Here is a 23,844-nt window from a genome sequence, read left to right on the forward strand (position 1 = left end):
CATGCGCTACGACCTGCCCGATGTGCTGAGCGTGGCCTCCGAAGGGCCCGTGCGTATCGTCGTCATCAACCGCCCCGACGCGCTCAACGCGGTGAACGCGGAGTTGCACCGAGCGCTGGCCGGGGTGTGGCGGCAGTTGGCCGCGGACCGGGAGGCCGCAGTCGTGATCCTCACCGGTTCCGGCCGAGCCTTCAGCGCGGGTGGCGACCTGGACTGGATCAGCTCCTTCCTGGACGACCCGGTCGCGCGGGACGAGAGCATTCGCGAAGGCGCCCAGATCATCGAGGAGATGCTGCGCTTCCCGTTGCCGGTGATCGCCGCGGTGAACGGCGCGGCGATGGGGCTCGGCGCCGGCCTGGCGGTGTTGTGCGACGTCGTGCTGATGTCGGATCGGGCCTACCTGGCCGACCCGCACGTGGCGGTCGGGCTGGTCGCCGGGGACGGCGGCGCCGCGTTCTGGCCGCTGCTCACCCCGATCCTGCGGACGCGGGAATATCTGTACACCGGCGACCGGATCGATGCCGCCACCGCCGTCGAGGTCGGACTGGCTTCGCGGGTCGTCGCCGCGGACGAATTGCTCGACGAGGCCAGGAAACTGGCCGTCCGGTTGGCCGCCCTGCCGCCGGAGGCGCTGCGTAGCACGAAACGGGTGGTGAACATGTACCTGTCCCAGGCGCTCGGTGGTCCGATGCAAGCCGGTTTCGCCGCCGAGGTGGTCACCATGCGGTCACCGGAACACCGGGACCGGCTGCTGGCGTTGCGACAGCGGGCACGGTGAACGGGCACGACCTCGACGGGTTCCGCGGCGAGGTCCGGGACTGGTGCCGCGCGCACGTGCCTGCCGATTGGCGGCGGTCGCAGACCGGCCCCACGGACGTGGAATTCGTCCGTTTCCAGCACGAGTGGTTCCAGCAGCTCCGCCGTGCGGGATACGCGGTGCCGCATTGGCCGCGCGAATACGGCGGCGGCATGTCCCTCCCGCAACAGATCGTGCTGTATCAGGAACTCGCCGCCCACGACGCGCCGCGACTGGTGCTGGCCTTCGTGGCCGTTCACCATGCGGCCGCGACGTTGCTGGCGGCGGGGACCGACGAGCAGCGCCGGCGGCATCTCCCCGCGATCCTGGACGGCGAGATCTGGGTACAAGGCTTCTCCGAACCCGGCGCCGGATCCGATCTGGCGGCATTGCGGACCAGCGCCCGCCGAGACGGTGACGGCTATGTCGTGACCGGGCAGAAAGTGTGGGCCAGCGGTGCGCAATACGCGGACTGGTGCCTGCTGCTGGCCCGTACCGACCCGGGCGCCCCGAAGCGGCGCGGCATCTCCTACTTCCTGCTGGACATGCGCAGCCCCGGCATCCAGGTGCGCCCGATCCGGCAGGCCACCGGGGAATCGCACTTCTGCGAGATCTTCCTGGACGAGGTGCGGATCCCGGCGGACGGGCTGGTCGGCGCGGAACACGCCGGTTGGCAGGTGGCGCAGCAGACGCTCGGCGCCGAGCGTGGCCTGACCATGCTGGAGCTGGCCGAACGGCTCGGCAACGCCGGATTCCGATGGCTCCTCGAAGCGTGCCGGCGAGCCGATCCCGGTGGGCGGCGCGCGGTCGACGACGCGGTGGTGGCCGATCGGCTGGCCGCGCTGGAGATCGAGATCTTCGGATTGCGTGCATTGTGCCGCGACCTGGTGGAGCGGCACGAGGCGGGTGTCGCGGGCCCGGCCGACGCTTCGGTGGTGAAGCTGTACTACAGCGAATTGTTGCAGCGGGTGACGGATTTCGGCACGGAGGTCGGGGGACTGGCCACGCACACGACGCTGCGCAAACCGATGTCCAGCGGCTGGGAGTCGGGCGCCTGGGTGCTCGACTTCGTCGGCTCCTGGGAATGGACGATTCCGGGTGGGACCAGCGAAATCCAGCGCACCATCATCGCGGAGCGCGGACTCGGCCTGCCCCGGGAACCGACGGAAACATGATGAGCGACGAATTCGCCGAGATCCACGACGATTTGCGCGCGGTGGCGCGCGACCTGCTCGGCGAAGCCGATTCCGAGTCGGCGGTCGACTGGTCGCCGATCGCTCGATCCGGGTGGCTCGGTCTGGAGGCGCCCGCCGACTTCGACGGTGCCGGAGCGACTTTCGCCGAGGTCGCCGTGGTGCTCCGAGAAGTGGGCCGGGCGGTCGCCCGTAGTGCCTACCCGTCGGTGGCGGTGCTCGCCGTCGGCGCGCTCGCCTTGCTGGAGCCGAATCCGCGACGGGACGAGCTGTTTCGCGGCACCGTCGCCGGTGCGGTGGTCCCGGTTGTCGCGCTTGCGGGGGAGCGGCGGGCCGGCGCCGAGTCGTCAGGTGCGGTCTCCGCAAACGCCGATCGCACGCTCGTGGAATCGCCGTTCCGGCTGGTGACCGGTACCGGCGGCCTGCGTCTGCACGGTTGCGCCGACTTCGTGCTCGACGCGCCCGGCGCGGACCGGCTGCTCGTTCCCGCCCGCGAGCCCGGCGGCGAGATCGTGCTCGCGGTAGTCGAATCCGGTGCGCCAGGGTCGGTCGTCACCGCGCGACCGGTGGTCGACGCGACCCGCAGCCTCGGGCGCGTAACGGCCGACGACGTCGCGGTGACGCCGGCGGCGGTGTGGCGATTCCGTGGCGACGGAGAGCGCGCCCTGCGGCGGTTGTACGACCGGGCGGCGGTCGCGATGGCCTGCGACAGCCTCGGACTGAGCGAGGCCATGCTCGAGGCCACCGTCGGCTACGCCGAGGTGCGCGAGCAGTTCGGCCGTCCGATCGGTTCCTTCCAGGCCGTCAAACACGCCTGCGCGGACATGCTGGTGCAGGTCACGGTGGCCCGGCAGGTGGTAGCGGCCGCTGTCCGGGCCCAGGCGACGTCGGCGCCGGACGCGGGCGACGTGGCGTCGATGGCCAAGGCGTTGAGCACCGAGACGGCGGTGCGGGTGGCGGGGAAGGCCATGCAACTGCACGGCGGCATGGGCTACACCTGGGACAGCGGGATCCACGCCTACCTGAAGCGGGCCACGCTCGATCGTTCCCTCTTCGGGACGCCCGCCGAGCATCGGAAACGACTGGCCCGGCGATACGCCTCGGCGTAGCGCCGGGCAGCCGTTCGCAGGCGCCCCGGATACCGGGTCAGTGCTCCGGGGTCTCGGTGAAGCGCTGGAGGTACAGCGGCTCGCCCAGCTTCTCCACCAGGTCGAGTTCGGTCTCCAGGTAGTCGACGTGCTGCTCTTCGTCTTCGAGGATGTGCTCGAAGATGCGAGCCGAGGTCACGTCGCCGCGCGACCGCATCAACTCGATGCCCCGGCGAAGCCGTTCGACCGCTTCCAGCTCGATCTGCAGGTCGGCTCGCAATTGCTCCGGCACGCTCTGCCCGATGCGCAACGGATTGAGCTTCTGGTAGTTCGGCAGGCCGTCCAGGAAGAGGATCCGGTCGGTGAGGAGTTCGGCATGCTTCATCTCATCGATGGACTCGTGCCGAGTGTGCCGCGCCAGCTTGGTAAAGCCCCAGTTCTCCTGCATCTTGGCGTGCAGGAAGTACTGGTTGATCGCCGTGAGTTCGGCCGTCAGTTGCTCGTTGAGCAACGCCACGATGTCCTTGTCGCCGTCCATAGCTGCGATCGTGGCACAGATTGTGCGCAGCGGCAGGCAGACCGCCTGGTGTGTCGGATCAGGCGGCCGAGGGTTGCGCTTCGGTCGTCGCGCGGGCGCGGCCGATGACCTCGGCCAATCGCGCCGTGCAACTGCCGCAGCCGGGCTTCCAGCCGCAGGCGTTCTTCACTTGGCGGACACTGTCGGCCCCGGCTGCGACGCAGGTGTGCACGTCACCTTCGGACAGCGCGTTACAGATGCACACGTACATGAAGCCTCACAGCCAGGGTCACCGTTTCACTGAGGTTAGCCTCGACTAACGAGGTAAGCCTCCCCTAATGTATAGCATCCGGGACCGGCCGTGTGAAGCCCGGTGGGTGCGGTGTCGCCGTACCGGGTGTCGCCGGGCGGAGCGACCCGGGGACTGTCGGCGCGGCACCGGACGCGCTGCACGGGAGAAGCCTCGGCAGGCCCGTGGCGCTAGCTGTCGGCCAGCCGTTCGACCGCCAGCTGCCGCAGGTCACTGGACTTGATCTTCGCACTGCCGGTGAGTGCGATGTCCTCCTCGGCGAACAACAGCACCTGTCGCGGCACCTTGTAGCTGGCCAGCCGCTCGCGCAGGAACGCGCGGACCGCGGCGCCGTCCACGGTCGCGTCCGTGTGCGGCACCACACACGCCACCACGACCTCGCCGAGCGTCTCGTGCGGTACGCCGACGGTGCGCGCGACCTTGACACCAGGGAAGCCGGCCAACGCCTCGTCGACCTCCAGCGGGGAGACATTCGCGCCGCCGGTCTTGATGATGTCGGTCAACCGCCCCTCCCAGTACAGCCGGTCCGCGTCATCGAGGTAGCCGCCGTCGCCGGTGTGGAAGTAGCCGTCGCCGTCGAGCGTCTCGTCCAATGCGGTGCCGAGATAGCCGAGCATGAGCGTCGGCCCTTTGACGCAGATCTCGCCGCGCTCGCCGCGCGCCGCGACCGCGCCGGTGAGCGGGTCGACGATCTTGACGGTGTTGCCGGGCAACGGCTTGCCGCTGCTGCCCGCGATTTCGTCCTCGGGTGTATCGGCCGGAAAACAGGTGGTGATGGTGAAGGTTTCGGTGTTGCCGTAGGCGTGCCCGGGCTCGGTCCAGGTGGTCGACACGCGAGGGTGCCGCGCCGCGGGCGTCTTCACGTCCACGAATCGCAGGCTGCTCAGGTCGGTCGTCGACCAGTTGGGCGCGCCTTCCAGTTGCGCCCACTGGTGCGGCCACGCGACCGGGAAGTTCACTCGCTCGGCCCGCATCAACTCCAGCGCCTCGGCGGCGTCGAAGGTCGATTGCAGCACCAGGCTGCCGCCCGCGGCCAGGGTGGCGCCGAGCGCTTGGCCGAAGTTGCCGGACCAGAAGAAGCCGTTGGCGGTCCAGCAGCGCACGTGGTCGTCCGGGCCGAATCCGAACATGCGCCGGAACCGCCACATCTGGATGGCGACGCCGCGGTGCGCGCTGCGGATGCCTTTCGGCTTGCTGGTGGTTCCCGACGAGAAGAACAGCACAGCGGTATCCGCCGGTCGCACCGTGGCGGCCGTCGCCTCGATCAGTGCCTGTGCTTCCGAGTGCCCGCGAGCCAGGAACGTGTGCCAGGAGTCGATCGCCGCATCGGGCACCGGTTCGCCGACCATCGCGAGATGACGTAGGAACGGGTAGGCCGTCGAGCGCAGAGCGCCCGGCGCGGCGGTGCCGACGGCGGGTTCCAGTCCGGTCAGCACGTCGGCGAAATCCTTGTTCGCCACAGACCTTTCGAACAGCAGCATCGACACACCGGACAGCCGCAGCAGGTGGTCGAGTTCCGCGGGGCTGGAAAAGGTGCTGAGGGCGACGGCCACTCCGCCGGCCAGTGACACGCCGAAGACGGCCGAGAGCCACTCCGGCCGGTTCGTCATCAGCACGCCGACCCGGCCGTCCTTGCCGATCCCGCAGGCGCGCAGAGCGCGCGCCACTTCGGTGGCGCGCTCCCACAACTCGGCATAGGTCCAGCGGACGACGCCGGCGCCGGTGTGCGCGACGAGCGCCTCGCGGTCGCCGTACCCGCGGGTGACTTCGCGCAGGAAGCCGGGCAGGGTGAGCGGTCCCAGACCCGGCTCTTCGGACAGCGGCGGTCCGGAGGCGATCGCCACGGCAGGCGCGAGGACGTCGTCGGTGTCGGTGGGCATCGCCTCTCCCGTTTCTTTCCGGTGGCCGTCAGTACGGAAGCTCGACCTCGGCCGTGCAGTCCACCAGCACGCCGAAGTCCTGATTGGTCAGCCGCAGTTTCACCTGCACCAGCGGTACGCCCCAGACCGAATCCGCCTCCTTGCAGATGATCTCGGCGTCGAAGTAGGTCACGTCGCCCTCGAAAGCGGGCAGGCGGAAGTCCGCCTTGCTGTGGCGGAGGATGCCGTCGTGCCCGGCCCAGTACGAGAGGTAGTCGGTGCACCAGGCGCCCATGGTGGCGCCGTAGCCGTAGGCCCGCGCCATCCCGACCTCGCCCGCCTTGTCGGCGTCGATGTGCCCGCGGGAGGGGCCGACGTACAGGCCGTCGCGCTTGCGCGGGTCGATGCGCGCGCCCTCTTCGTCGAAGGCGAACCCTTCGGTCCAGCCCGGATCCTGGTAAACCCAGGGATCATCGATGCCCGCCGGCGCGGTCCAGTGAAATGTGCCCCAGATGTTGAACAAGAAGGCGCGGTACTCGGTGGTGAAGCTCGCGATGGTGTGCGGGCCGATCACCCGGCGCGGCAGCCGATCCCCGACCTTCACTTCGTCGAAGTGCGGTGAGACCCCGGCGCGGTTGGTCAGGATCCACTCGTGCCGCAGCGACTCGATTTCGGCCAGTTCGGCGGCGGCCCAGGTCCGCACCCCGCCGAGTTGGTTGTCGTACATGCCCCGCTTGTTGGCCTCCGACGCCAGATACCGGATGGCGGTGGACCTTTCGCGGGCGACCAGTACGCCATGCTGATTGCGGTGGACGGTGTCGCCGCGGGAGAACATCGTCGGCCCGGCGAACTTCGTCTCCACCACCTTGTAGTCGTGGAATCGCCGGTCCTGGAACAAGGTGTCGCCGGGGCGCACCGGGCAGCCGTAGAACCACCATTCCTCGCCGCCGAAGATCAGGTGGCTGCCGGGGATGTGGCCGACGCAGGCCGGCTGTGCGCCGTGCCCGTAATCCAAAGCGACCGCGATGGATTGGGGTGCCACGATGCCGCCGTATCGCGATTCGCGAGCGAATTCCTGATCCCAGTGCAGCGGATTCGGATAGTCCATCGCCATCACCCAGCGGCGGATGTCGGAGGAACTGCACGGGTCCCACAGTTGGCCGCCGCCCACCGGCTTGCCGACCCGGTGGTCGACGTCGGACAGATCGAGTTCCACAGTCGATTTCATCGATTTCCTGGTCACGGGATGCTCCTGATCAACGATTCACGTCGACGACGATCCGGCCGCGTACGGCGCCGTCGACGAGCCGGCCGGCCGCGGTGGCGGCCTCGCCGAGGGGGATCTCCTGGGCGATGCTGTCCAGGGCGGCCGGGTCCAGGTCACGGGCGAGCCGCGCCCAGGCGTCGAGGCGCCGCTGCTTGGGCGCCATCACGCTGTCGATGCCGAACAACGTGACCCCGCGCAGGATGAACGGGGCGACCGTGGCGGGGAAGTCCATCCCCTGGGCCAGGCCGCAGGCGGCCACCGCACCGCCGTACCGGGTCTGGGCGCACACATTGGCCAGCGTGTGACTGCCGACGGTGTCGACCACACCTGCCCAGCGCTCCTTCTGCAGCGGCTTGCCGCGCTCGGCCAGTTCGGCGCGATCCACCACGGTGCCCGCGCCCAGTTGCCGGAGGTAGGCGGTCTCGGCGGTCTTGCCGGTGGCGGCCGCGACGGCGAACCCGGCTCTGCTCAGCAGCGCGATCGCGATGCTGCCCACGCCGCCGGTCGCGCCGGTCACCAGGATCTCGCCTCGGTCGGGCCGAACGCCGTGGCGCAGCAGCGCTTCGACGCACAGGCTCGCGGTGTATCCGGCGGTGCCGATCGCCATCGCTTGTCGCGCGGTGAACTCGGCGGGCCGGGGCACCAGCCAGTCGCCGTTCACGCGGGCCCGCTGCGCGAGGCCGCCCCAGTGCGATTCTCCGACGCCCCAGCCGTTGAGGATCACGTCGTCGCCCACCGACCAATCCGCGTGGCTGCTCTCGGTGACGACGCCGGCGAAGTCGATGCCGGGCACCATCGGGAACGCGCGGACGACGGGAGACTCTCCGGTGATCGCCAGGGCGTCTTTGTAATTGAGGGTGGAGTGGGCGACCTCGACGGTGACATTCCCCTCTGGCAGCGTCGCTTCGTCCACGTTCGTCAGCGTGACCTTCGGTCCCGCCTCGCCTTTCTCGATCAGAACTGCGGCAAACATGCGGAAGAGTTCCCTTCCTAGAACGGGTGGGCCATCTGAACGTGAATATAAGTTTCCAATTTGGAGAATAATATTCTCTGATGGCGTTGTCATGCTTTCACCGTGAGATTCGGGTGTCAACGTGGAATCACTGTTCGCGCCGTTCGCTCACCGAGCGGTCCAGCCGCCGTCGACGACGACGGTCTGGCCGGTGACGTACCGGGCGGCGTCACCGGCCAGCCAGACGACGGCTCCGACGATGTCCTCGGCCTCCGCCTCGGTCGGCAGGGGAGTGTTACGGCGCAGGTAAGCGGCGCCGCGCTCGTCGTCATAGAGGGTGTCGGTGATCTCGCTGCGGAAGAAGCCGGGCGCGACGGTGTTCACCCGGATCGAATACCGCGCCCATTGCACGGCGAGTTCGGCGGTGAGCCCGGACAGCCCCGCCTTGCTCGCGGCGTAGGACGCCTGCGGGATGCCGGGCACGCCGACCCGGCCGCTGATGGAGGAGACATTGACGATCGAGCCGCGACCCACCGCGCGCATGTGCGGGAACACCGCTCGAGCGAGCAGGAACGGCGCCACCAGGTTGAGTTCCAGGGTCCGGCGCACGGCGTCGAGCGGCTCGGATTCGGCGCGCTCGGTGGTGAACCGGTTTCCGGCCGCGTTGACCAGGATCTCCGGCGGTCCCAGGCCGTCGGCCACCGTGGTGACCACGGCGCCGATGCCCTGCGGCTGGGTCAGGTCGCACACCACGGGGAGCCCGTCGATGCGCCCGGCGAGCTCGGTCAGCCGGTCGGCGCGCCGGGCCGCGACCGCGACGCGGGCCCCGAGCGAGGCCAGCGTTTCCGCGACCGCGGCGCCGAGCCCGGAGGACGCTCCGGTCACGATCGCCACCCGGCCGTCGAGGTCGAACAGGCGCGGGGCGCGCGCGGACCGCGTGGTCACGGCTGCTCCCGCGTCGTGTGCCGCGCGGCGGTCGCCAGTTCGGTGAGCCGCGTTCGCTCGATCTTGCCCATGGCGTTCACCGGCAGCGCATCCACCCGGCTCCAGAACTCCGGCACCTTGTATCCGGCCAGTTCGCGTCGGCACAATCGCGCCAGGGCGTCGAGATCCACCGTGGGATCGGCGCTTTCGATCACCGCCGCGACCCTCTGGCCGAGCCGCTCGTCCGGCACCGGGCACACCGCGACCTTGGCCACGCCGGGGTGCGTCGCGATGACCCGCTCCACCTCCTGCGGGTAGACGTTCGCTCCGCCCCGGATGATGACCATCTTCTTGCGGTCCAGGATCGACAGCCTGCCTTCGGTGTCGACGGTGCCGACATCGCCGGTGGGGAGCGGACCGGGTCGCGGCGGTCGCACTCCATCGCGCTCCCGGTAGCCCAGCATCGGCGTCCACCATCGGGCCCACGGGCCGGTGGCGGCCGCCTTCAGCCGCAGCTCGCCGAGCGAACCGGGCGGTAGCCTGCGGCCGTCGTCGTCGTAGGCGGCGACGTCGTAGTGCGGCAGCACCCGGCCGCTGGCGCCGGGGAACCATTCGTTGCCGGGGGGGTCGATCGAGACCACCGTCGGCGCCTCGGTGAGACCGTAGGTGGCGCGGGGCACCGGCCCGTGCGCGTCGGCGAAGGCCGCGCGCACCGAGTCGGGCGTGTCGCTGCCGCCGCTCCAGACTTCGCGCAACGAGCCGAGATCGAGCCCCGGCCTGCGCGCGAGGTCGTAGAGCTGCGCGGGTGCGCCGTTCCAGACCGTGACGCGATGCTCGGCGATCCATTCGGCAACCCCGTCGGCGTCGCGGCGGTCCATGACGACCGAGCAGCCGCGGGCCTGCGCGGTGAGCAGGGTGGACAGGACCATCAGATTGAGGATCGTCAGCGGGAAGCTGTCGCCCTTGCGCAGATCGGGCCCCCAGCCTCGAGTGGCCGTCAGCACGGCGCCGGGCAGCAGTAGGTTGCGCTGGCTGTGCACCACGGCCTTCGGCTGTCCGGAGGTGCCGCTGGTGAAGGCGATTCCGGCCGGGGCATCGATGTCGTGCTCCACCTGTGGCGCGGGTGCCGCGCGATCCAGCAGTGCCGCCCAATGATCGGGGTCGACCGTACCGGGCGAGTCCACCCGGCAGCGGGATCCGGCGAGTACGACTGCCGGTTCGCACAGGTCGTGCAGGTGCTGCTGTTCGGTCGCGGTCAGCGCCTCGCCGATGCCCGCCCACACCGCACCGATGCGTTGCGCGCCGTGGAAGGCGGCGACGATGTCCAGATCGTTGGGGAGGCAGGCCGCGACGCGATCGCCGGGGCGCACGCCGAGCGCCCAGAGGGCGCCGGCGGCGCGGTGTGCGTGATCGTCGAGTTCGACGTAGGTCCACGCGCCGGAAGCGGCCTCCACCGCCGTGGCGTCGGGGTGGGAGCCGAGCGCGGCGTCCAGTACCTCGGCGATCGGGCGGAGGGCATGCCGAGGGGGTGGGGCGTCGGCGTTGAAATCGTCCACAGCATCCTTGATATCACTATCCTTGCAAAGATTCATCAGATAGGCTCACGGCCGCTGGTCGGATGGTGATCCAGCGGCGGTGGAGGGTGGTGAAAGAGGCGTGGCGATGGAACATCGTGGTCCGCTCGTGGGAGTCCGGGTCGTCGATCTGACGGCGATGGTCATGGGCCCGTACTGCACGCAGATCATGGCCGACATGGGCGCGGACGTGATCAAGATCGAGCCGCCGGACGGGGACAACACCCGCTACATCTCGGTGGGCCCGGAGCGGGGGATGGGCGGCGTCTTCGTCAACGTCAACCGGGGCAAGCGCAGCGTGGTGCTGGACCTGCGATCCGAGGACGGCAAGCGATCGTTGCGCGAGCTCGCCGCAGAGGCCGACGTGTTCATCCACTCGATGCGCGCCTCCGCGATCGCCCGGCTCGGCTTCGCTTACGACGAGGTGGCCGCGCTCAATCCTTCGATCGTCTACACCAATTGCTACGGTTACGGCCGCCGTGGCCGGGATGCCGGCCGTACCGCTTACGACGACACGATTCAGGCCGAGTGCGGACTGCCCTTCGTGCAGGAGCGGCTCACCGGCGCCGCCGGGTACGTCGGCACCATCATGGCCGACAAGATCGCCGGGATGACCGCGCTGTACGCGACCACGATGGCGCTGTACCACCGGGAACGCACCGGGCAGGGGCAAGAAGTCGAGGTCGCGATGTTCGAGACGATGGCCGCGTTCATGCTGGTGGAGCACGCCAACGGGGCCATGTTCGATCCCCCGCTGGGCCCCGCGGCCTATCCGCGCGCGGTGACGCCGAACCGCAAGCCCTATCGCACCGCGGACGGCTACCTGTCCGCGCTGGTCTACAACGACAAGCAGTGGTCGGCATTCGTCGAGGCGGTGCGCCCGCCGTGGGCCGGGCCGGAGTTCGCCACGCTGGAGCGGCGCGCGGCCAGGATCGACATCGTCTACGCCCTTCTCGCCGAAACGTTCCGTGAGCGGACCACGGTCGAATGGCTGGAACTGCTGCGCTCGCTGGACATTCCGGCCGCACCGGTGCGGACGCTGGACGAACTGTTCGACAATCCGCATCTCGCCGACACGGACTTCTTCGAAACCGTGGATTCACCATATGGATCGGTCCGTTTTCCTGGTCCGCCAACATGGTTCTCCCGCACTCCTGGAAGCATCGCGGGACCGGCACCCAGGCTCGGCGCCGACACCGCCGAGGTGCTCGGCCGGTTGCGGCACGCCGCCGACGACCGGCCGAACGGCCGGGTCCAGCGGTGACCGCGCTGCTCGAGGCCGCCGACCTGGACCTGAGCACGATCCTGCGGGCCGGTGACCGCATCGTGGTCGGGCAGGCGTGCGGCGAGCCGGCCACCTTGATCGAGGCGCTCATCGCACAGGGCGGCGCCATCGGCGGGGTATCGGCGTTCATCGCGACGAGCTTCTCCGGTCTGTTCACCCCGGCGGCGACCGATGCCTTCACCTTGTCCAGCATGGGCGCGATCGGCGCGCTGCGATCGCTGACCGAGGAGCATCGGCTCGGCATCGTCCCCTGCCACGTCAGCCGGGTGGGGCCGATGATCGAAGCCGGAATCCTCGGCTGCGATGTGGCTTTCGTGCAGGTGAGTCCGGCCGACGAACACGGCGACCACAGCTTCGGCCTGGTCAGCGACCATGTGGGCGCGGCGGTGGCGGCGGCGCGCGCCGTGGTCGCCGAGGTCAACGACCAAGTGCCTTTCACGCTGGGCGAACGGCTGTCCAGCGCTCGGATCGACTACGCGGTGCGGGTTTCCCGGCCGCCGGTTCAGGTGCCACCCGCCCGGATCGGGCCGGTCGATGAAGCGATCGCCGCGCACGCGGCGGCCTATATCGAGGACGGCGCGGTGCTGCAGATCGGGGTCGGCGCCGTACCCGACGCCGTGGTGCGCCTGCTGCGCGACCGCACCGATCTCGGCGTGCATTCGGGGATGATCGGCGACGGGTTGGTCGATCTGGTCGAGTCGGGCGCGATCACCAACGCGCGCAAAGCCATTGATCGCGGGGTATCGGTCACCGGCGCGCTCGTCGGCACCGAACGGCTGTACCGGTTCGCCGACCGCAATGCGGCGATCCGGATGTGCGCGACCGACTACACCCACGACGCGGGCGTGCTCGCGCGACTGGAACGGCTGGTCACCATCAACTCCGCCATGGAGGTCGACCTGACCGGACAGGTGAACGCCGAACAGAGCGGTGCGTCCTATCTCGGTGGCACAGGGGGCCAGGTGGACTTCGTCCGGGCAGGCGCTCGTTCGCCCGGGGGTCACGCGATCATCGCGCTGCCCTCCACTGCCAAAGGCGGGACGGTCAGCCGGATCACCGCGGCACTGTCCGGGCCGGTCACCACCGCGCGCAGCGACGTGGACGTGATCGTCACCGAATTCGGCGCCGCCGAACTCGCCGGGCGGACGCTGGCCGAGCGCACCCGCAGACTGATCGCCGTGGCGCATCCCGATTTCCGCGACGAACTGGAGCGGGCGGCGCGCGTCGTCCAGCGGAGAGGTTTCTGATGTCCGACGCCGTTGTCTTCGACGCCCGCTCCGACGGGATCGTGATCATCACGCTGAATCGGCCGGAACGGCGCAATTGCCTGGCCCGGGACGTGCGGGAGGGGCTGTTCGACGCCTGGGACCGATTCGAGCGCGATCCCGCGTTGCGCGTCGCGATCCTGACCGGCGCGGGACCGAAAGCGTTCTGCGCGGGAGGGGATCTCGAGGAGATGGTGGCGACCGGTATGACGGTGCCGCCGCGCGAGATGTACCCGCTGCCGTACGACACCATCGAGCTGTCCAAGCCCACTATCGCGGCGGTCAACGGCGCGGCCTTCGCCGGGGGCTGGATGATCGCCCAGGCATGCGATCTGTGTGTCGCGAGCACTGCGGCGACCTTCGCGGTCACCGAGGTCAAGGTGGGTCGCAGTTCGCCGTGGGCCGCGCCGCTGATCCACATGATCCCGCAGCGGATCATGATGGAGCTGCTGCTGACCGGAAAGCCGATCGATGCGCGGCGGGCCTACGAGATCGGACTGGTGAACCGGCTGGCCGAACCCGCGGATTTGCTGGACGCGGCGCTCGAGCTGGCCGCCGAGATCCTCGTGGGCGCCCCGCTGTCGGTGCGGGCCGCGCGGGAGACGGTCATGCTCGCGACCGAGATGGGCCGCTCGGCCGCGTTGCGAGCCGCCCGGCACGCCTCGGTGCGCTGCTACACGAGCGAGGACGCGCAAGAGGGTCCTCGCGCGTTCGCCGAGAAGCGCAGCCCGCGCTGGACGGGCAGCTGACTCGGTCCCCCTGCGCGGCCCTCCTCTTGACCCAGCCGGAAGAACCATGCTACGCATGTGCACAGCATGCTGAGCGAGTGCTCAATCTACGCCCCGGCGGCGCCGGTCGGCGCGACATCGGCGTTGTGCGATCCCCATTGATCAGGAGTGTGCGTCATGGCCGTATCCCCACTGTCCGAGTCGCCGAAGACGGCCACCTGCGTGGCGACCGTCCTGTTGGACGGCGCGCGGTCCACCATCGACGTGCGCGCCGCCGAGACCGTGCTGGAAGCCGCGAAGCGAGCCGGGCTCAACCCGCCGTTCGCCTGTGAGGAGGGCAATTGCGGCACCTGTATGGCGCGGCTCGTCGCGGGCCGCGTCGAGATGCGGGTGAACGACGCGTTGACCGACGAGGACGTGGCCGATGGTTACGTGCTCACCTGTCAGTCCGTTCCGCAGACCCCGTCGGTGACAGTCGATTACGCATGATCCGTGCCGAGGCGCGACTTCTATCGCAGCGCAACGATTGCGGTCGGTCCGCCGGATCCGGCGTCCGTCCACCGGCTGACCGTCCTACAGGTCGACCGGCACCTTGCCGATCGCGCGGCCGTCGGCAACATGCCGCAGCGCGGCCGCCGCTTGTTCGAGCGAGTATGCCGCGCCGATGTGCGGACGGATGTGGCCACCGGCCGGCAGAGCCGCGAGTCCCTCCTCGTTGCGGCGGTATTCGGCGGGATCGAGATCTCGGAACTGGAAACCACCAGCTGTACGCCCTTGATCAGCACAACGTTCAGCGGGATGCGCGGGATGACGCCGGGGTCGATCCGTCCTTAGTCGTCGTGCGGCATGCGTAGTGGTGCGTGATCGCACCAGCCTTCCCGGGGCCGGGGAGGTCCCGCCGTCGGGGTGATCGTCGCCGTCGCACCCCGACGGTATCGCTTCGCGCGGGTCATCGGCCGTGCTTGACCTGGTTGAACGGGACGTCGCGATCGGCGGCGAACTCGCGGGGCATGCCGAGTACGCGCTCGCTGATGACGTTGCGCGCCATCTCGGTGCTGCCGCCCGCCAGGCTCCACGCCGAGCGGAACAGGTAGTCGAGGCCGACCTCGGTCGTGTCGGCCGCGTCGCCTGGGCTGTGGGTGGCCGCGGTGGGCCCGGCGATGCGTACCGCGAGATCCGTTTGCAGCCAGGCATTCTCGGCGGTGAACAGTCGGGTGATGGCGCCGGCGGAGGGGGGCAGCTCGCCGCAGGCGATCGCCCGCGAGATGTGCGCGATGAGCTGGTCGCGTACCACGTTCATGGCCCGCGCCTCGCCGATGTCCTCCCTGGTGCGCGGGTCGTTCCACTGGCCGGTGGCGCGGGCGAGCTCGAGCAACCGGTCGGCCTCGCCGCCCAGATGCGGGCGGGCGCCGCTGGTGTACGGCGAGGTGCCGCCCAGTGCGGCCCGCTCGTGGTAGAGCAGCCGGGACGCGGCGTCCCAGCCACCGTCCACCTGGCCGAGCACCGCCTCCTCGGGTAGCGCGACGTCGTCGAAGAACTCCTGGCAGAACTCGGTCGAGCCGGTCACCTGTTTGATCCGCTGGACCGTCACGCCTTCGGCGCGCACCGGCACCAGGAACATGGTGAGCCCGCGGTGCTTGGTGACATCCCAGTTGGTTCGAGCCAGGCACAGGCCGTAGTCGGCGGCGTAGGCGCCGGAGCTCCAGATCTTGGATCCGTTGAGAATCCAGCGATCGCCGTCGCGCTCCGCGCGGGTGGTGAGCCCGGCCAGATCCGACCCGCCGCGCGGCTCGGACAGGAACTGCGCCAGGATCTCCTCGCCGCGCAGCACGGCGGGCAGGTGCGCGCGCTTCTGCTCCTCGGTGCCGAGATCGAGCAGGCTCGCCGCGCAGATGGCCAGCGTCGGCACGTTCAGCAGCAGCGGCATCTCGTAGGGAAGCGATTCCTCGGTGAACGCCCGCTGGTGGGCGGTGGTGAGGCCGAGTCCGCCGTACTCCGCGGGGAAGCAGATCCCGGCGAAGCCGCCGTCGTGGAGAATCCGTTGCAGTTGCCGGGCGCGGTCCCACGCCTCCTCGGTGTCGGATTTGTATTCCGCGGCGGAAGCCGGGTGCAGGTTGTCGCGCAACCAGGTCCGCGCACGTGCGCGGAAGTCTCCGACGGGCTCCAGATCCGTGGTCATAGCGTCGTTGCCTTTCAAGCGAGTTCGATTCGGTTCACGCGGCTGCCGTGTCGAGCAGATCGGTGATGTGGCGCCGGTGCTCTTCGGGAGTGCCGTAGAGAGCGCGGCCCAGGGTGATGCGGCGCAGATACAGGTGCAGGTCGTGTTCCCAGGTGACGCCGATGCCGCCGTGCAGTTGCACACAGTCCTGGGCGATCACGGGGGCCTTGGCTCCCACGTACGACTTCGCGATGCTGATCGCCTCCTGCGCGCTCGCCGGGTCGTCGTCCCAGGCCGCCGCGGCGGCGGTCGCGGTGGCTCGGCACGCTTCCAGCCACGTCTTGTTGTCGGCCATCCGGTGCTTGAGCGCCTGGTAGGAGGCCAGTTGCCTGCCGAAGGTGTAGCGGTCGAACAACCAGGTCAACGTCGCGGCCAGCGCGGTGTCGGTGGCACCGACCATCTCGGCGGCGGTGAGCGCGGCCGCCGTGCGCGCCTGCGCTCGGATCGCGTCGGCGGCGCCCGCGCCCACCTGCACGGCGTCGGCGGGCACCGGGACGTCCTCGAACGTCACACGCGCGGTGCGGCGGACGAGATCCAGGGTCCACGCCGGTGTGACGCTCACGCCCGGGGTGTCCGCGGGCACCAGCAGCTGAACCGGGCCGTCGGCGCTCTCGGCGGTCACCAGGAACAGGTCCGCCTGGTCGGCCGACTCCACGCGGTCTTTCACACCGTCGAGCCGGTAACCGCGGCCGTCGGGTTCGGCCCTGGTGCACGCGGCCCGGCCGGTGGCGCCGGAGCCGGGGGAGAGCGCGTCGAAGCCTCGGCCCGGTTCGTAGACCGCCCACGTGGCGATCGTCTCGCCTGCGGCGATGGCGGTGAGGGCCTCGGCGAAACGACTCGCCTCCGAGGTGAGCCCGGCCAGGACCGCGTTGGTCGTGACGAACGGCCCGGGCGCGCAGGCGCGACCCAGTTCTTCGGCCACCGAGGCGAGCTCGGTCATCGGCCGCCCGGAAACCGTTCCGCCGCCGAATTCTTCGGGCACCAGCATGGCCGTCCATCCCAGTTCCGCGCCGCGCCGCCACCAGGTCCGGTCGAATCCTGTTCCGGACGCGCCGAGCGCTCGCACGGTACCCACCGGGACGGTGGCCGCGAGGAAATCACGGGTGGTCGACTGGAAAAACCGCTGATCGGCGGCGGGTTCGAGGCTCATGGTTCCGGTCCTTCGGTTGACGCGCAGCGGTGGATATGGAAATCTCATACTCACAGATGAGAGGCTTATTCTCAATCACGGAAGTCGACCGGCAAATCGCGCCGTTGGCGATGCCGGCCGGGCGTCGAAGGGATCGTCGAGTGGTGAAAAACTTCCAGGATCTGGACTTCTTCCTCGGGCAGGAGCTGGTCGCCGATCCGTATCCGTACTTCGACGCGCTGCGCGAGCAGTGCCCGGTGACGCGCGAGAAGCACCACGACGTGATGATGGTGACCGGTTACGAGGAGGCGCTCGAGGTCTACAACGACGTCGAACGGTTCTCCTCCTGCATCTCGGTCACCGGTCCGTTCCCCGGATTCCCGGTACCGCTGGAGGGGGCGACCGACGTCGACGCCCTCATCGCCGAGCATCGGGACACACTGCCGATGAGCGACCAGCTGCCGACCCTCGACCCGCCGGTGCACACCGATCACCGCGCCTTGCTGATGCGGTTGATCACCCCGAAACGCCTGAAGGAGAACGAGCAGGCGATGTGGGCGATCGCCGACCGGATGCTCGATCGGTACCTGGCCGAGGGCAAGGGGGACTGCATGCGCGAATTCGCGGGCCCCTTCACGCTCTACGTGATCGCCGACCTGCTGGGTGTCCCCGAGGGCGATCAGGAGGCGTTCCTGCAGGCGCTGCAACGCGATCCGCACCGCGAAGGCTCCAGCGTCGGCAGCACCGCGGGGGAGAACATGTCGCACAACCCCATCGAATTCCTCTACGCCAAGTTCTCCGACTACGTCGCGGACCGCAGGACCAACCCGCGGGACGACGTGCTGACCAGCATGGCCACCGCGACGTTTCCGGACGGGCGTGAGCCCGAGGTGCTCGATGTGGTCCGGGTGGCGGCGAACCTCTTCTCGGCGGGTCAGGAGACCACCGTCCGGCTGCTCAGTTCGGCGCTGAAGATACTGGCCGAGCGCCCGGACATCCAGCAGTACCTGCGCGAGGACCGTAGCCGCATCCAGAACTTCATCGAGGAGTGCCTCCGGATGGAGAGCCCGGTCAAGGGCGATTTCCGGCTGGCCAAGGTGTCCACGACGGTCGGCGGGACCGAGGTGCCCGCGGGCACGGTACTGATGGTGGTCAACGGCGCCGCGAACCGGGACCCGCGCCGATTCGACGACCCCACCACCTTCGCGGCGGAACGCTCCAATGCCCGCTCGCACTTGGCTTTCGGGCGCGGAGTGCACACCTGCCCTGGTGCGCCGCTGGCGCGGGCCGAAGCGCGGGTCGCCATCGAACGGCTGCTCGAGCGCACCACCGGCTTCCGGATCGACGAGAGCGTGCACGGCCCCGAGGGCGCGCGCGACTACCGCTATCTGCCGACGTTCATCCTGCGCGGGCTCACCTCGCTGCATCTGGAGTTCGACGTCGCGGAGGGCGGGGCCCGATGAAGGTCGCCGTCGACGAGGATCGCTGCCGGGGGCACGGCGTGTGTCTCGGCCTGTGCCCGGAGGTGTTCTCCTTGACCGACGACGGCTACGCCGAAGCCACCGTCGCCGACGTACCCGCGCACCTCGAGGCGCAGGTGCACGAAGCGGTGCGGTCCTGTCCCGAACAGGCGATCGTCATCGAGTGAGCGTGGTGAGCACGCGGATCCCGCACCTGAGATATCGGCGGCGCGCAGCGGCTGAGACGAGTTGCCCGGGCCAAGAGGCCTGTTCGGCACGTGAGAGATAGGCAGGCGGTGCGGGATCAGAGGTCGCGGCCTGCGATCGCACCGGGAAATCCAGCGTACGGGCCGACGGGAGTGCAGCGCGCAGTGGTGGTGCCGCCGCCGCGGCAAGGTAGCCCCTGGCAGCGATGTTTCCGCCGCACCGCCTTCTCGGCACCGCACTGCGGGGGTATCGGCTCGCTGATCAGTTGCGGTCGGTCGCGGGTATGCCCGCGTCGATGGCGGCGTCCAAGATCCCCAGTGCACCGCCCGATTCGGCGACGAGCGCGCGAACCACCGCCACATCCTTGCGGAGGAACTCGCCCACCGAGGCGCGGAATACCTCGACCGCGCCCTTCCCCGCGACGCTGCTGACGGCGCGGCCACCGCTGCTGGCGTGCGGTAGGGCGGCGAGCAGGGTGGCCTCGTCCATACCGAGTTGGCCGCCGAGCCGGACCGCAGCGGCGACCAGCCCGATCTGCGCCGCGAACAGCGCGTTGTTCACCAGCTTCACCCGCTGCCCCGCGCCGAGCGGCCCGACGTGCAGGACCCGGTCGGCGTAAGCCGCCACCACGGGCCGTGCCCGGCGCACCGCCTCGTCGGTACCGCCGAGAAAGACGGTGAGCTCACCGGTCGCGATGCTGTGCGGTCCACCGCTCACCGGTGCGTCCACCACCTCGACAGTCGGGGCCGCCGCCGCGATTTCGGTCACCGTCGCCGGACTGCCGGTCGTGTGCACGATCAGCACGGCCGCGCGCGGCAGCTCCCGCAGCAGGCTGCCGCCGAGGCATACCTCGCGGACCTGATCGTCGGTGAATACGCACACCACCACGGCCTCCGCGGCGTCGGCGGCCTCGGCGACGGTCGCGACCGGCTCGGCCCCGATCTCGGCGAGGGCCGCGCGCGATGCGGCGGATCGCCCGACCGCCCGGACGGTGTGCCCGGCCGAGACCAGCCGCCCGATCATCGGGCGGCCCATCCGCCCGGCTCCCACGAAGCCGATCCGCACGTCAGCGCTGCCGGTCCATCAGCGCGAGGGTGGCGTCGGCAGCGCCGAGCACGATTCCCGGAGTCACTCCCGCCGCGTCGGCCAAACCGGCGACCAAGCCGACGTCCTTGCGGAGCAGATCGCCGGCATGTGCGGCCAGCCGATCCAAGGTGCCACCCGCCGAGACGATGCGGCCCAGCGCGAAACTGTTCGCGGTGCCGTGCGTGATCACTTCGCCCAGCCTCTCAGGGCTGATGCCGAGTTCCCGGCCGAGCGCGAGCGTGCTGGCGGCGGTGGCGAGATTGGCGGTGAACAACAGGTTGTTCAGCAGCTTGGTGGCCTGGCCGGAGCCCAGCTCGCCCAGGTGGACGATCGGGTTCGCGTAGGTCTCGAACACAGGGCGGCCGCGCTCGACGGCCTCGGTGGCGCCGCCTGCCATGACCAGCAGCCTGCCCTCCGCCGCCGCGGGCCCTCCGCCGCTGACCGGCGCGTCGATCACCGTGACCCGCTGCGGCGCAGCGAGATCGGCCAACTCCCGGCAGGTGTCCGGGTGCACGGTGGAGTGCACGGCGATGATCGACCCCGGCGTGAGGCCCGCCAGGACGCCGTCTTGCCCGGTGACCACCTCGCGCACGTCGGCGTCGCCGACCACGCACAGACAGACCAGATCGCTGCGCGCGGCCAGGGCGGCGGGGGATTCGGCCGTCGCGGCCGCCGTGCCCGCGAACGGCTCCAGCGAAGCGGGGCGGCGCGCCCACAAGGTGGTCGGGTAGCCGCCTTCGATGATGCGGCGCGCCATCGGCGCGCCCTGACTGCCCAGTCCGATGAACCCGACACGCATCAGCGCACCTCCTCGGTGACGATCCCCGGCCCGCGAGCGGGCCGGTAGAAGGCGGTCAGCAGTCCCGCCGTCGCCGGCACCGCCACACCGAGTGCGACGGCGCCACCGGCCCAGCCGGTGATCTCGACGCCCGCCGCGTGGTCGAGCGACAGCCACCCGGGCCCGAGCAGGCCCAGCGCCAGCGCGACCACGGCCAGCACGAGGACGTACTCGTAGCCTTCCTCGAAGACGAAGAATCCGTTGGCGCGGTGCGCCAGCAGTCCGGCGACGAGCATGACCGAGATGATCGCCGCGGCGGCGAACGGCGTGAGCAGCCCGAGCACGAGCAGTGTGCCCGCGCCGATCTCGGTGACCACGCTCAGCCAGGCGTGTAGCACGCCGTTGCGCAGCCCCAGCCCGCTGAACCACCGCGCCGTCCCGGCGATCCGGCCGCCGCCGATCCAGTGATTGACGCCGTGCGCGATCATGGTGACTCCCACCACCAGCCGCAACAGCAGCAGCGCGACATCGGTGACCTCCATGGCCTCACCTTTCTGGTCGCGCGTGCGCGCGTCCGTCCAATTGGATTGCGGGACCGGTGAATTCGCCGGTGCGGGCCGCGACGACGCATTCTTCGGCGAAGGCGAGCGCCTTGAGGTGGTATGCCGCCGCCGTGTAGCCCAGGCTGGTGTTGTGCCCGGTGTTGGGTTGTTGATTGAGCACCACCCGCGGCGCCGCGCCGAACAGCGCCGCGATGGCGGTCAGTTCCTCGATGTCGTTGCGCCACACCGTTTCGTGATCGCCCGCGGTGAATCGCACCGGGACCCGCACCTGCCCGGCCAAGCGCGGGAAATCCCGATCGGCCCAGTTGGTGACGATGGTGGCCTCCAGCCGAGGGCCGGGGACGGCGATCGAGGCGCCGCCCACCACGTCGGGGGGATACAACCGCCGCGGTCGCCACAGCAGCGCGCCGAGTCCGGGGGGCCGGGTGCCTTCCGGCCGCGGGCTCCACAGCACTTTCTGGACTTCCGGATGGTGTGTGCGGCCGGTGCCCGCCAACTCGAGGCCGAGCAGCTCGCGGCCGCGTTCGTCACCGGCCATGCGCAGGGCCAGTTCGCATCCCGCCGAGTGCGCCAGCAGGAAGACGCCCGCACCGCGTGGACGGCCGGCGAGCTGCGCTTCGACGGCCCCGAACATCAGATCGACGCGGCGCTGCGGCGGGAGGAGTTCGTCAGCAAACGGACCCGAGGCGCCGTATCCGGGCCGGTCCAGCGCCAGCACGGTGTAACCCAGCCGCCGGCCGAGCCGCAGGAGGGAAAGCTCGGGATGCCCGGGGCAGTCGAAGTACGCCGAGGTGGTGGCGCCACCGTGCAGGGCGACCACTACCGCGCGGGGCGCGGGCGCCTCGGCCAGCAACCCCGACACCGGGATGCCGTCGACATCGGCGACCACGGGTAGCGGTGCGGTGTCGTCGAGGCGGCCGAGGTCGGATTCGGTGAGTGTCATGGCGTGCCCATCACGATCAGGGCTCGGAGCGCAGCAGCATGGCGCCGCCGGGCGTCAGGCCGCCGCTGGAGACGACCGCGACCCGGGCACCCGCCACCTGCCGCTGCCCGCCCGCGCCGCGCAGCTGCACGACCGCCTCGTGCAGGAGGCCCATGCCGTGCGTGCGGCCGTGGGAGAGCTGGCCGCCGTGCGTGTTGACCGGGATCATGCCGTCGCGGGCGATGTTCTTGCCCCCGTCGAGGAAGTCCTTGGCCTCGCCGATCCCGCAGAAACCGAGCGCCTCGATCCAGGACAGGCAGTTGAAGCTGAATCCGTCGTAGAGTTCGGCGACGTCCACGTCCTCGGGACGCAGCGTGGTGCGCGTCCACAGGTGCGCGGCCGGGCCGAGCACCTGGGGTTCGTGGGTGAGCGTGCTCTGGTCCCACTCGACGCGCTCGACGATCTGGGTGCCGACCGCCTCCACCAGCACCGGCGGACCGGGCAGATCGCGTGCGGCGTCGAGCGCCGAGACGATCACCGCCACCGCGCCGTCGCAGGGCACGTCGCAGTCGTAGAGCCCGAACGGGGAGGTGATCGGCCGCGCGGAGAGGTAGTCGTCCATGGTCATCGGGTCGCGGTAGACCGCCGTCGGCTCGAGTTCGGCGTTGGCGCGCTGGTTGAGCGCGATCCAGCCCAGCGTCTCGCGGGTGGTGCCGTAGCGGTGGAAGTGACGCTGGGCGTTCTGGGCCAGCGTGTGCGCGGCGGAGATCGCGCCGAACGGCGTCAGCCAGCTCGTGGTGCGGCCGCCGGACGGCGGGATCCTGCCCGCTTTGGTCAACTCGTTGAAGGTCGACTCCCACACGGTGCGGAAGCACAGCACGTGCCGGGCCAGCCCGGCGGCCACCGCCGTCATCGCCGCGATCACCGACCCGCCCGGCCCGAAGGTCTCGACGCCGCCGTTGTGCCAGCTCGGGCGCAGGCCGAGCGCGGCTTCCAGGGCGGTGACCCCGCCCTCGCCGAAGCCGCCGAGATTCCCGCCGCCCGGATAGGACGCCAGGCCGTCGATGTCGTCGAGCGTCAGGCCCGCGTCGGCGACCGCGCGTTCGCACGCCTCGATCGTCAGCGCCAGCGGCGGCACCATGAGCCTGCGCCCGATCCGGGACATCCCGATCCCGGTGAGCGCGACCTTCTCCTCGAACTTCTCCTGCCGCAGCATCGGCCGCACGTGTTCGGCGAAACGCTCCGGCTCGATCTCGTCCACCGGCAGCGGCGCGGGCTCGGATTGCTCGGCGGCGGGCCGGAACAGCGGCAGCCACACGTCGGCGTCCTGCTGGAAGACCACCTCCATCCGCATGCCGAGGGTCAGGTCGTCCGGATCGGCGTCGACGATGTTGGTGGTCAGCCGGACGCGCGGATCCTCGACCAGCGCCACCTGCGCCACCACGTACGGCGGCCGCAGGCCGGGCACGGCGAAGCGGTGGTTCACCGTGAAGCTCGCCAGGGTGGCCGCACCGGAGACTTCCCGCACGCCGAGATCGTGTCCGCGGCAGTACCGGCACACCGGCTGCGGCGGGTGGATCAACGCCGCGCAGGATCGGCACTCCTGGACGCGCAGCGTGCCGTCGGCGCCCGAGGTCCAGAAGAACTCGGTGTCCAGGCCGAGCAGCGGCAGCGGCCGTCCCGACGGCTCGGCCGTCGCGGGGGTCTGCTCCGTGTCTGCCAC

24 protein-coding genes are annotated in these 23,844 nt (G+C 70.2%); 9 read left to right on the forward strand and 15 right to left on the reverse strand.

Annotated features, from left to right (window positions below; genetic code table 11):
* Position 1: 1 nt before the first annotated feature.
* Genes ACZ6DL_RS06525 through ACZ6DL_RS06535 form a run of 3 tightly spaced genes read left to right on the forward strand, consistent with a single transcriptional unit; the run spans position 2 to position 3,098 of the window.
* Positions 2-778 (forward strand): enoyl-CoA hydratase/isomerase family protein, encoded by a 777-nt coding sequence (locus tag ACZ6DL_RS06525; RefSeq protein WP_466049393.1) that lies wholly within the window; start codon positions 2-4, stop codon positions 776-778.
* On the forward strand, positions 775-1,971 hold the full coding sequence (locus ACZ6DL_RS06530) for an acyl-CoA dehydrogenase family protein (RefSeq protein WP_466049395.1): 1,197 nt from the start codon (positions 775-777) through the stop codon (positions 1,969-1,971). Before ACZ6DL_RS06525 ends, ACZ6DL_RS06530 begins: the two co-directional genes overlap by 4 nt.
* On the forward strand, positions 1,971-3,098 hold the full coding sequence (locus tag ACZ6DL_RS06535) for an acyl-CoA dehydrogenase family protein (RefSeq protein WP_466049396.1): 1,128 nt from the start codon (positions 1,971-1,973) through the stop codon (positions 3,096-3,098). The genes ACZ6DL_RS06530 and ACZ6DL_RS06535 overlap by 1 nt, the downstream gene beginning before the upstream one ends.
* A 37-nt stretch (positions 3,099-3,135) precedes the next feature.
* On the opposite strand, the gene bfr is transcribed toward ACZ6DL_RS06535, so the two are convergent.
* The 7 genes from bfr to ACZ6DL_RS06570 all read right to left on the reverse strand — a co-directional run bounded on the left by bfr (position 3,136) and on the right by ACZ6DL_RS06570 (position 10,462).
* Positions 3,136-3,615 carry a bacterioferritin gene (gene bfr / locus ACZ6DL_RS06540; RefSeq protein WP_393229963.1) on the reverse strand — a complete coding sequence of 160 codons (480 nt, stop codon included), beginning with the start codon at positions 3,613-3,615 and terminating at the stop codon, positions 3,136-3,138.
* Between the two features lie 58 nt (positions 3,616-3,673).
* Positions 3,674-3,865, reverse strand: coding sequence for a (2Fe-2S)-binding protein (locus tag ACZ6DL_RS06545; RefSeq protein WP_040871767.1), 192 nt, complete (start codon positions 3,863-3,865; stop codon positions 3,674-3,676).
* Between the two features lie 209 nt (positions 3,866-4,074).
* Entirely contained in the window at positions 4,075-5,784 is a 1,710-nt protein-coding gene (locus tag ACZ6DL_RS06550; RefSeq protein ID WP_466049398.1) for a class I adenylate-forming enzyme family protein, read from the reverse strand.
* Positions 5,785-5,812: 28 nt separating this feature from the next.
* Positions 5,813-7,006, reverse strand: coding sequence for an FAS1-like dehydratase domain-containing protein (locus ACZ6DL_RS06555; protein ID WP_466049399.1), 1,194 nt, complete (start codon positions 7,004-7,006; stop codon positions 5,813-5,815).
* A 13-nt stretch (positions 7,007-7,019) separates the two neighbouring features.
* On the reverse strand, positions 7,020-8,003 hold the full coding sequence (acuI, locus tag ACZ6DL_RS06560) for an acrylyl-CoA reductase (NADPH) (protein ID WP_466049401.1): 984 nt from the start codon (positions 8,001-8,003) through the stop codon (positions 7,020-7,022).
* A gap of 147 nt (positions 8,004-8,150) precedes the next feature.
* Positions 8,151-8,927, reverse strand: coding sequence for an SDR family NAD(P)-dependent oxidoreductase (locus ACZ6DL_RS06565; RefSeq protein WP_466049402.1), 777 nt, complete (start codon positions 8,925-8,927; stop codon positions 8,151-8,153).
* Positions 8,924-10,462 (reverse strand): class I adenylate-forming enzyme family protein, encoded by a 1,539-nt coding sequence (locus tag ACZ6DL_RS06570; RefSeq protein WP_466049404.1) that lies wholly within the window; start codon positions 10,460-10,462, stop codon positions 8,924-8,926. Before ACZ6DL_RS06570 ends, ACZ6DL_RS06565 begins: the two co-directional genes overlap by 4 nt.
* 106 nt (positions 10,463-10,568) lie before the next feature.
* Between ACZ6DL_RS06570 and ACZ6DL_RS06575 the strand changes: the two genes are divergently transcribed.
* The 4 genes from ACZ6DL_RS06575 (at position 10,569) to ACZ6DL_RS06590 (ending at position 14,247) form a co-directional block, all read left to right on the forward strand.
* Positions 10,569-11,744, forward strand: a complete 1,176-nt coding sequence (locus tag ACZ6DL_RS06575; protein WP_466049405.1) for a CaiB/BaiF CoA transferase family protein — start codon at positions 10,569-10,571, stop codon at positions 11,742-11,744.
* Positions 11,741-13,012 (forward strand): acetyl-CoA hydrolase/transferase family protein, encoded by a 1,272-nt coding sequence (locus tag ACZ6DL_RS06580; protein ID WP_466049406.1) that lies wholly within the window; start codon positions 11,741-11,743, stop codon positions 13,010-13,012. The genes ACZ6DL_RS06575 and ACZ6DL_RS06580 overlap by 4 nt, the downstream gene beginning before the upstream one ends.
* Entirely contained in the window at positions 13,012-13,779 is a 768-nt protein-coding gene (locus ACZ6DL_RS06585) for an enoyl-CoA hydratase/isomerase family protein (RefSeq protein ID WP_466049408.1), read from the forward strand. The genes ACZ6DL_RS06580 and ACZ6DL_RS06585 overlap by 1 nt, the downstream gene beginning before the upstream one ends.
* Positions 13,780-13,935: 156 nt before the next feature.
* Complete coding sequence (locus ACZ6DL_RS06590) at positions 13,936-14,247, forward strand: 2Fe-2S iron-sulfur cluster-binding protein (RefSeq protein ID WP_466049410.1); 312 nt, start codon at positions 13,936-13,938, stop codon at positions 14,245-14,247.
* A gap of 84 nt (positions 14,248-14,331) precedes the next feature.
* On the opposite strand, the gene ACZ6DL_RS06595 is transcribed toward ACZ6DL_RS06590, so the two are convergent.
* The 3 genes from ACZ6DL_RS06595 to ACZ6DL_RS06605 all read right to left on the reverse strand — a co-directional run bounded on the left by ACZ6DL_RS06595 (position 14,332) and on the right by ACZ6DL_RS06605 (position 17,126).
* Entirely contained in the window at positions 14,332-14,628 is a 297-nt protein-coding gene (locus ACZ6DL_RS06595) for a zinc-binding dehydrogenase (RefSeq protein WP_466049411.1), read from the reverse strand.
* Positions 14,629-14,707: 79 nt separating this feature from the next.
* Positions 14,708-15,937 carry an acyl-CoA dehydrogenase family protein gene (locus tag ACZ6DL_RS06600; protein WP_466049412.1) on the reverse strand — a complete coding sequence of 410 codons (1,230 nt, stop codon included), beginning with the start codon at positions 15,935-15,937 and terminating at the stop codon, positions 14,708-14,710.
* A gap of 34 nt (positions 15,938-15,971) precedes the next feature.
* On the reverse strand, positions 15,972-17,126 hold the full coding sequence (locus ACZ6DL_RS06605; protein WP_466049414.1) for an acyl-CoA dehydrogenase family protein: 1,155 nt from the start codon (positions 17,124-17,126) through the stop codon (positions 15,972-15,974).
* A gap of 140 nt (positions 17,127-17,266) precedes the next feature.
* Between ACZ6DL_RS06605 and ACZ6DL_RS06610 the strand changes: the two genes are divergently transcribed.
* Together ACZ6DL_RS06610 and ACZ6DL_RS06615 are read left to right on the forward strand one after the other, a co-directional pair.
* On the forward strand, positions 17,267-18,568 hold the full coding sequence (locus ACZ6DL_RS06610; RefSeq protein WP_466049416.1) for a cytochrome P450: 1,302 nt from the start codon (positions 17,267-17,269) through the stop codon (positions 18,566-18,568).
* A complete protein-coding gene (locus tag ACZ6DL_RS06615) occupies positions 18,565-18,753 on the forward strand; it encodes a ferredoxin (protein WP_466049417.1) in 189 nt (62 codons plus the stop codon). Before ACZ6DL_RS06610 ends, ACZ6DL_RS06615 begins: the two co-directional genes overlap by 4 nt.
* A 280-nt stretch (positions 18,754-19,033) precedes the next feature.
* On the opposite strand, the gene ACZ6DL_RS06620 is transcribed toward ACZ6DL_RS06615, so the two are convergent.
* From ACZ6DL_RS06620 to ACZ6DL_RS06640, 5 genes are read right to left on the reverse strand one after another with little or no spacing between them, the layout of a single operon-like run.
* Entirely contained in the window at positions 19,034-19,837 is an 804-nt protein-coding gene (locus tag ACZ6DL_RS06620; protein WP_466049419.1) for an NAD(P)-dependent oxidoreductase, read from the reverse strand.
* Between the two features lies 1 nt (position 19,838).
* Positions 19,839-20,657 (reverse strand): NAD(P)-dependent oxidoreductase, encoded by an 819-nt coding sequence (locus tag ACZ6DL_RS06625; RefSeq protein ID WP_466049420.1) that lies wholly within the window; start codon positions 20,655-20,657, stop codon positions 19,839-19,841.
* A complete protein-coding gene (locus ACZ6DL_RS06630) occupies positions 20,657-21,178 on the reverse strand; it encodes a DoxX family protein (RefSeq protein ID WP_466049422.1) in 522 nt (173 codons plus the stop codon). The genes ACZ6DL_RS06625 and ACZ6DL_RS06630 overlap by 1 nt, the downstream gene beginning before the upstream one ends.
* A gap of 4 nt (positions 21,179-21,182) precedes the next feature.
* Entirely contained in the window at positions 21,183-22,142 is a 960-nt protein-coding gene (locus ACZ6DL_RS06635; protein ID WP_466049424.1) for an alpha/beta fold hydrolase, read from the reverse strand.
* Between the two features lie 16 nt (positions 22,143-22,158).
* On the reverse strand, positions 22,159-23,844 hold the full coding sequence (locus ACZ6DL_RS06640) for a thiolase C-terminal domain-containing protein (protein WP_062967635.1): 1,686 nt from the start codon (positions 23,842-23,844) through the stop codon (positions 22,159-22,161).

It is taken from the genome of Nocardia sp. NPDC041819 (assembly GCF_055590505.1).

Coding starts and splice junctions, on each gene's coding strand:
- ACZ6DL_RS06550 (WP_466049398.1), bottom strand. CDS start 5,784: ATGCCCACCGACACCGACGACGTCCTCGCGCCTGCCGTGGCGATCGCC.
- acuI (WP_466049401.1), bottom strand. CDS start 8,003: ATGTTTGCCGCAGTTCTGATCGAGAAAGGCGAGGCGGGACCGAAGGTC.
- bfr (WP_393229963.1), bottom strand. CDS start 3,615: ATGGACGGCGACAAGGACATCGTGGCGTTGCTCAACGAGCAACTGACG.
- ACZ6DL_RS06590 (WP_466049410.1), top strand. CDS start 13,936: ATGGCCGTATCCCCACTGTCCGAGTCGCCGAAGACGGCCACCTGCGTG.
- ACZ6DL_RS06630 (WP_466049422.1), bottom strand. CDS start 21,178: ATGGAGGTCACCGATGTCGCGCTGCTGCTGTTGCGGCTGGTGGTGGGA.
- ACZ6DL_RS06575 (WP_466049405.1), top strand. CDS start 10,569: ATGGAACATCGTGGTCCGCTCGTGGGAGTCCGGGTCGTCGATCTGACG.
- ACZ6DL_RS06635 (WP_466049424.1), bottom strand. CDS start 22,142: ATGACACTCACCGAATCCGACCTCGGCCGCCTCGACGACACCGCACCG.
- ACZ6DL_RS06605 (WP_466049414.1), bottom strand. CDS start 17,126: ATGAGCCTCGAACCCGCCGCCGATCAGCGGTTTTTCCAGTCGACCACC.
- ACZ6DL_RS06525 (WP_466049393.1), top strand. CDS start 2: ATGCGCTACGACCTGCCCGATGTGCTGAGCGTGGCCTCCGAAGGGCCC.
- ACZ6DL_RS06545 (WP_040871767.1), bottom strand. CDS start 3,865: ATGTACGTGTGCATCTGTAACGCGCTGTCCGAAGGTGACGTGCACACC.
- ACZ6DL_RS06600 (WP_466049412.1), bottom strand. CDS start 15,937: ATGACCACGGATCTGGAGCCCGTCGGAGACTTCCGCGCACGTGCGCGG.
- ACZ6DL_RS06615 (WP_466049417.1), top strand. CDS start 18,565: ATGAAGGTCGCCGTCGACGAGGATCGCTGCCGGGGGCACGGCGTGTGT.
- ACZ6DL_RS06535 (WP_466049396.1), top strand. CDS start 1,971: ATGAGCGACGAATTCGCCGAGATCCACGACGATTTGCGCGCGGTGGCG.
- ACZ6DL_RS06585 (WP_466049408.1), top strand. CDS start 13,012: ATGTCCGACGCCGTTGTCTTCGACGCCCGCTCCGACGGGATCGTGATC.
- ACZ6DL_RS06625 (WP_466049420.1), bottom strand. CDS start 20,657: ATGCGTGTCGGGTTCATCGGACTGGGCAGTCAGGGCGCGCCGATGGCG.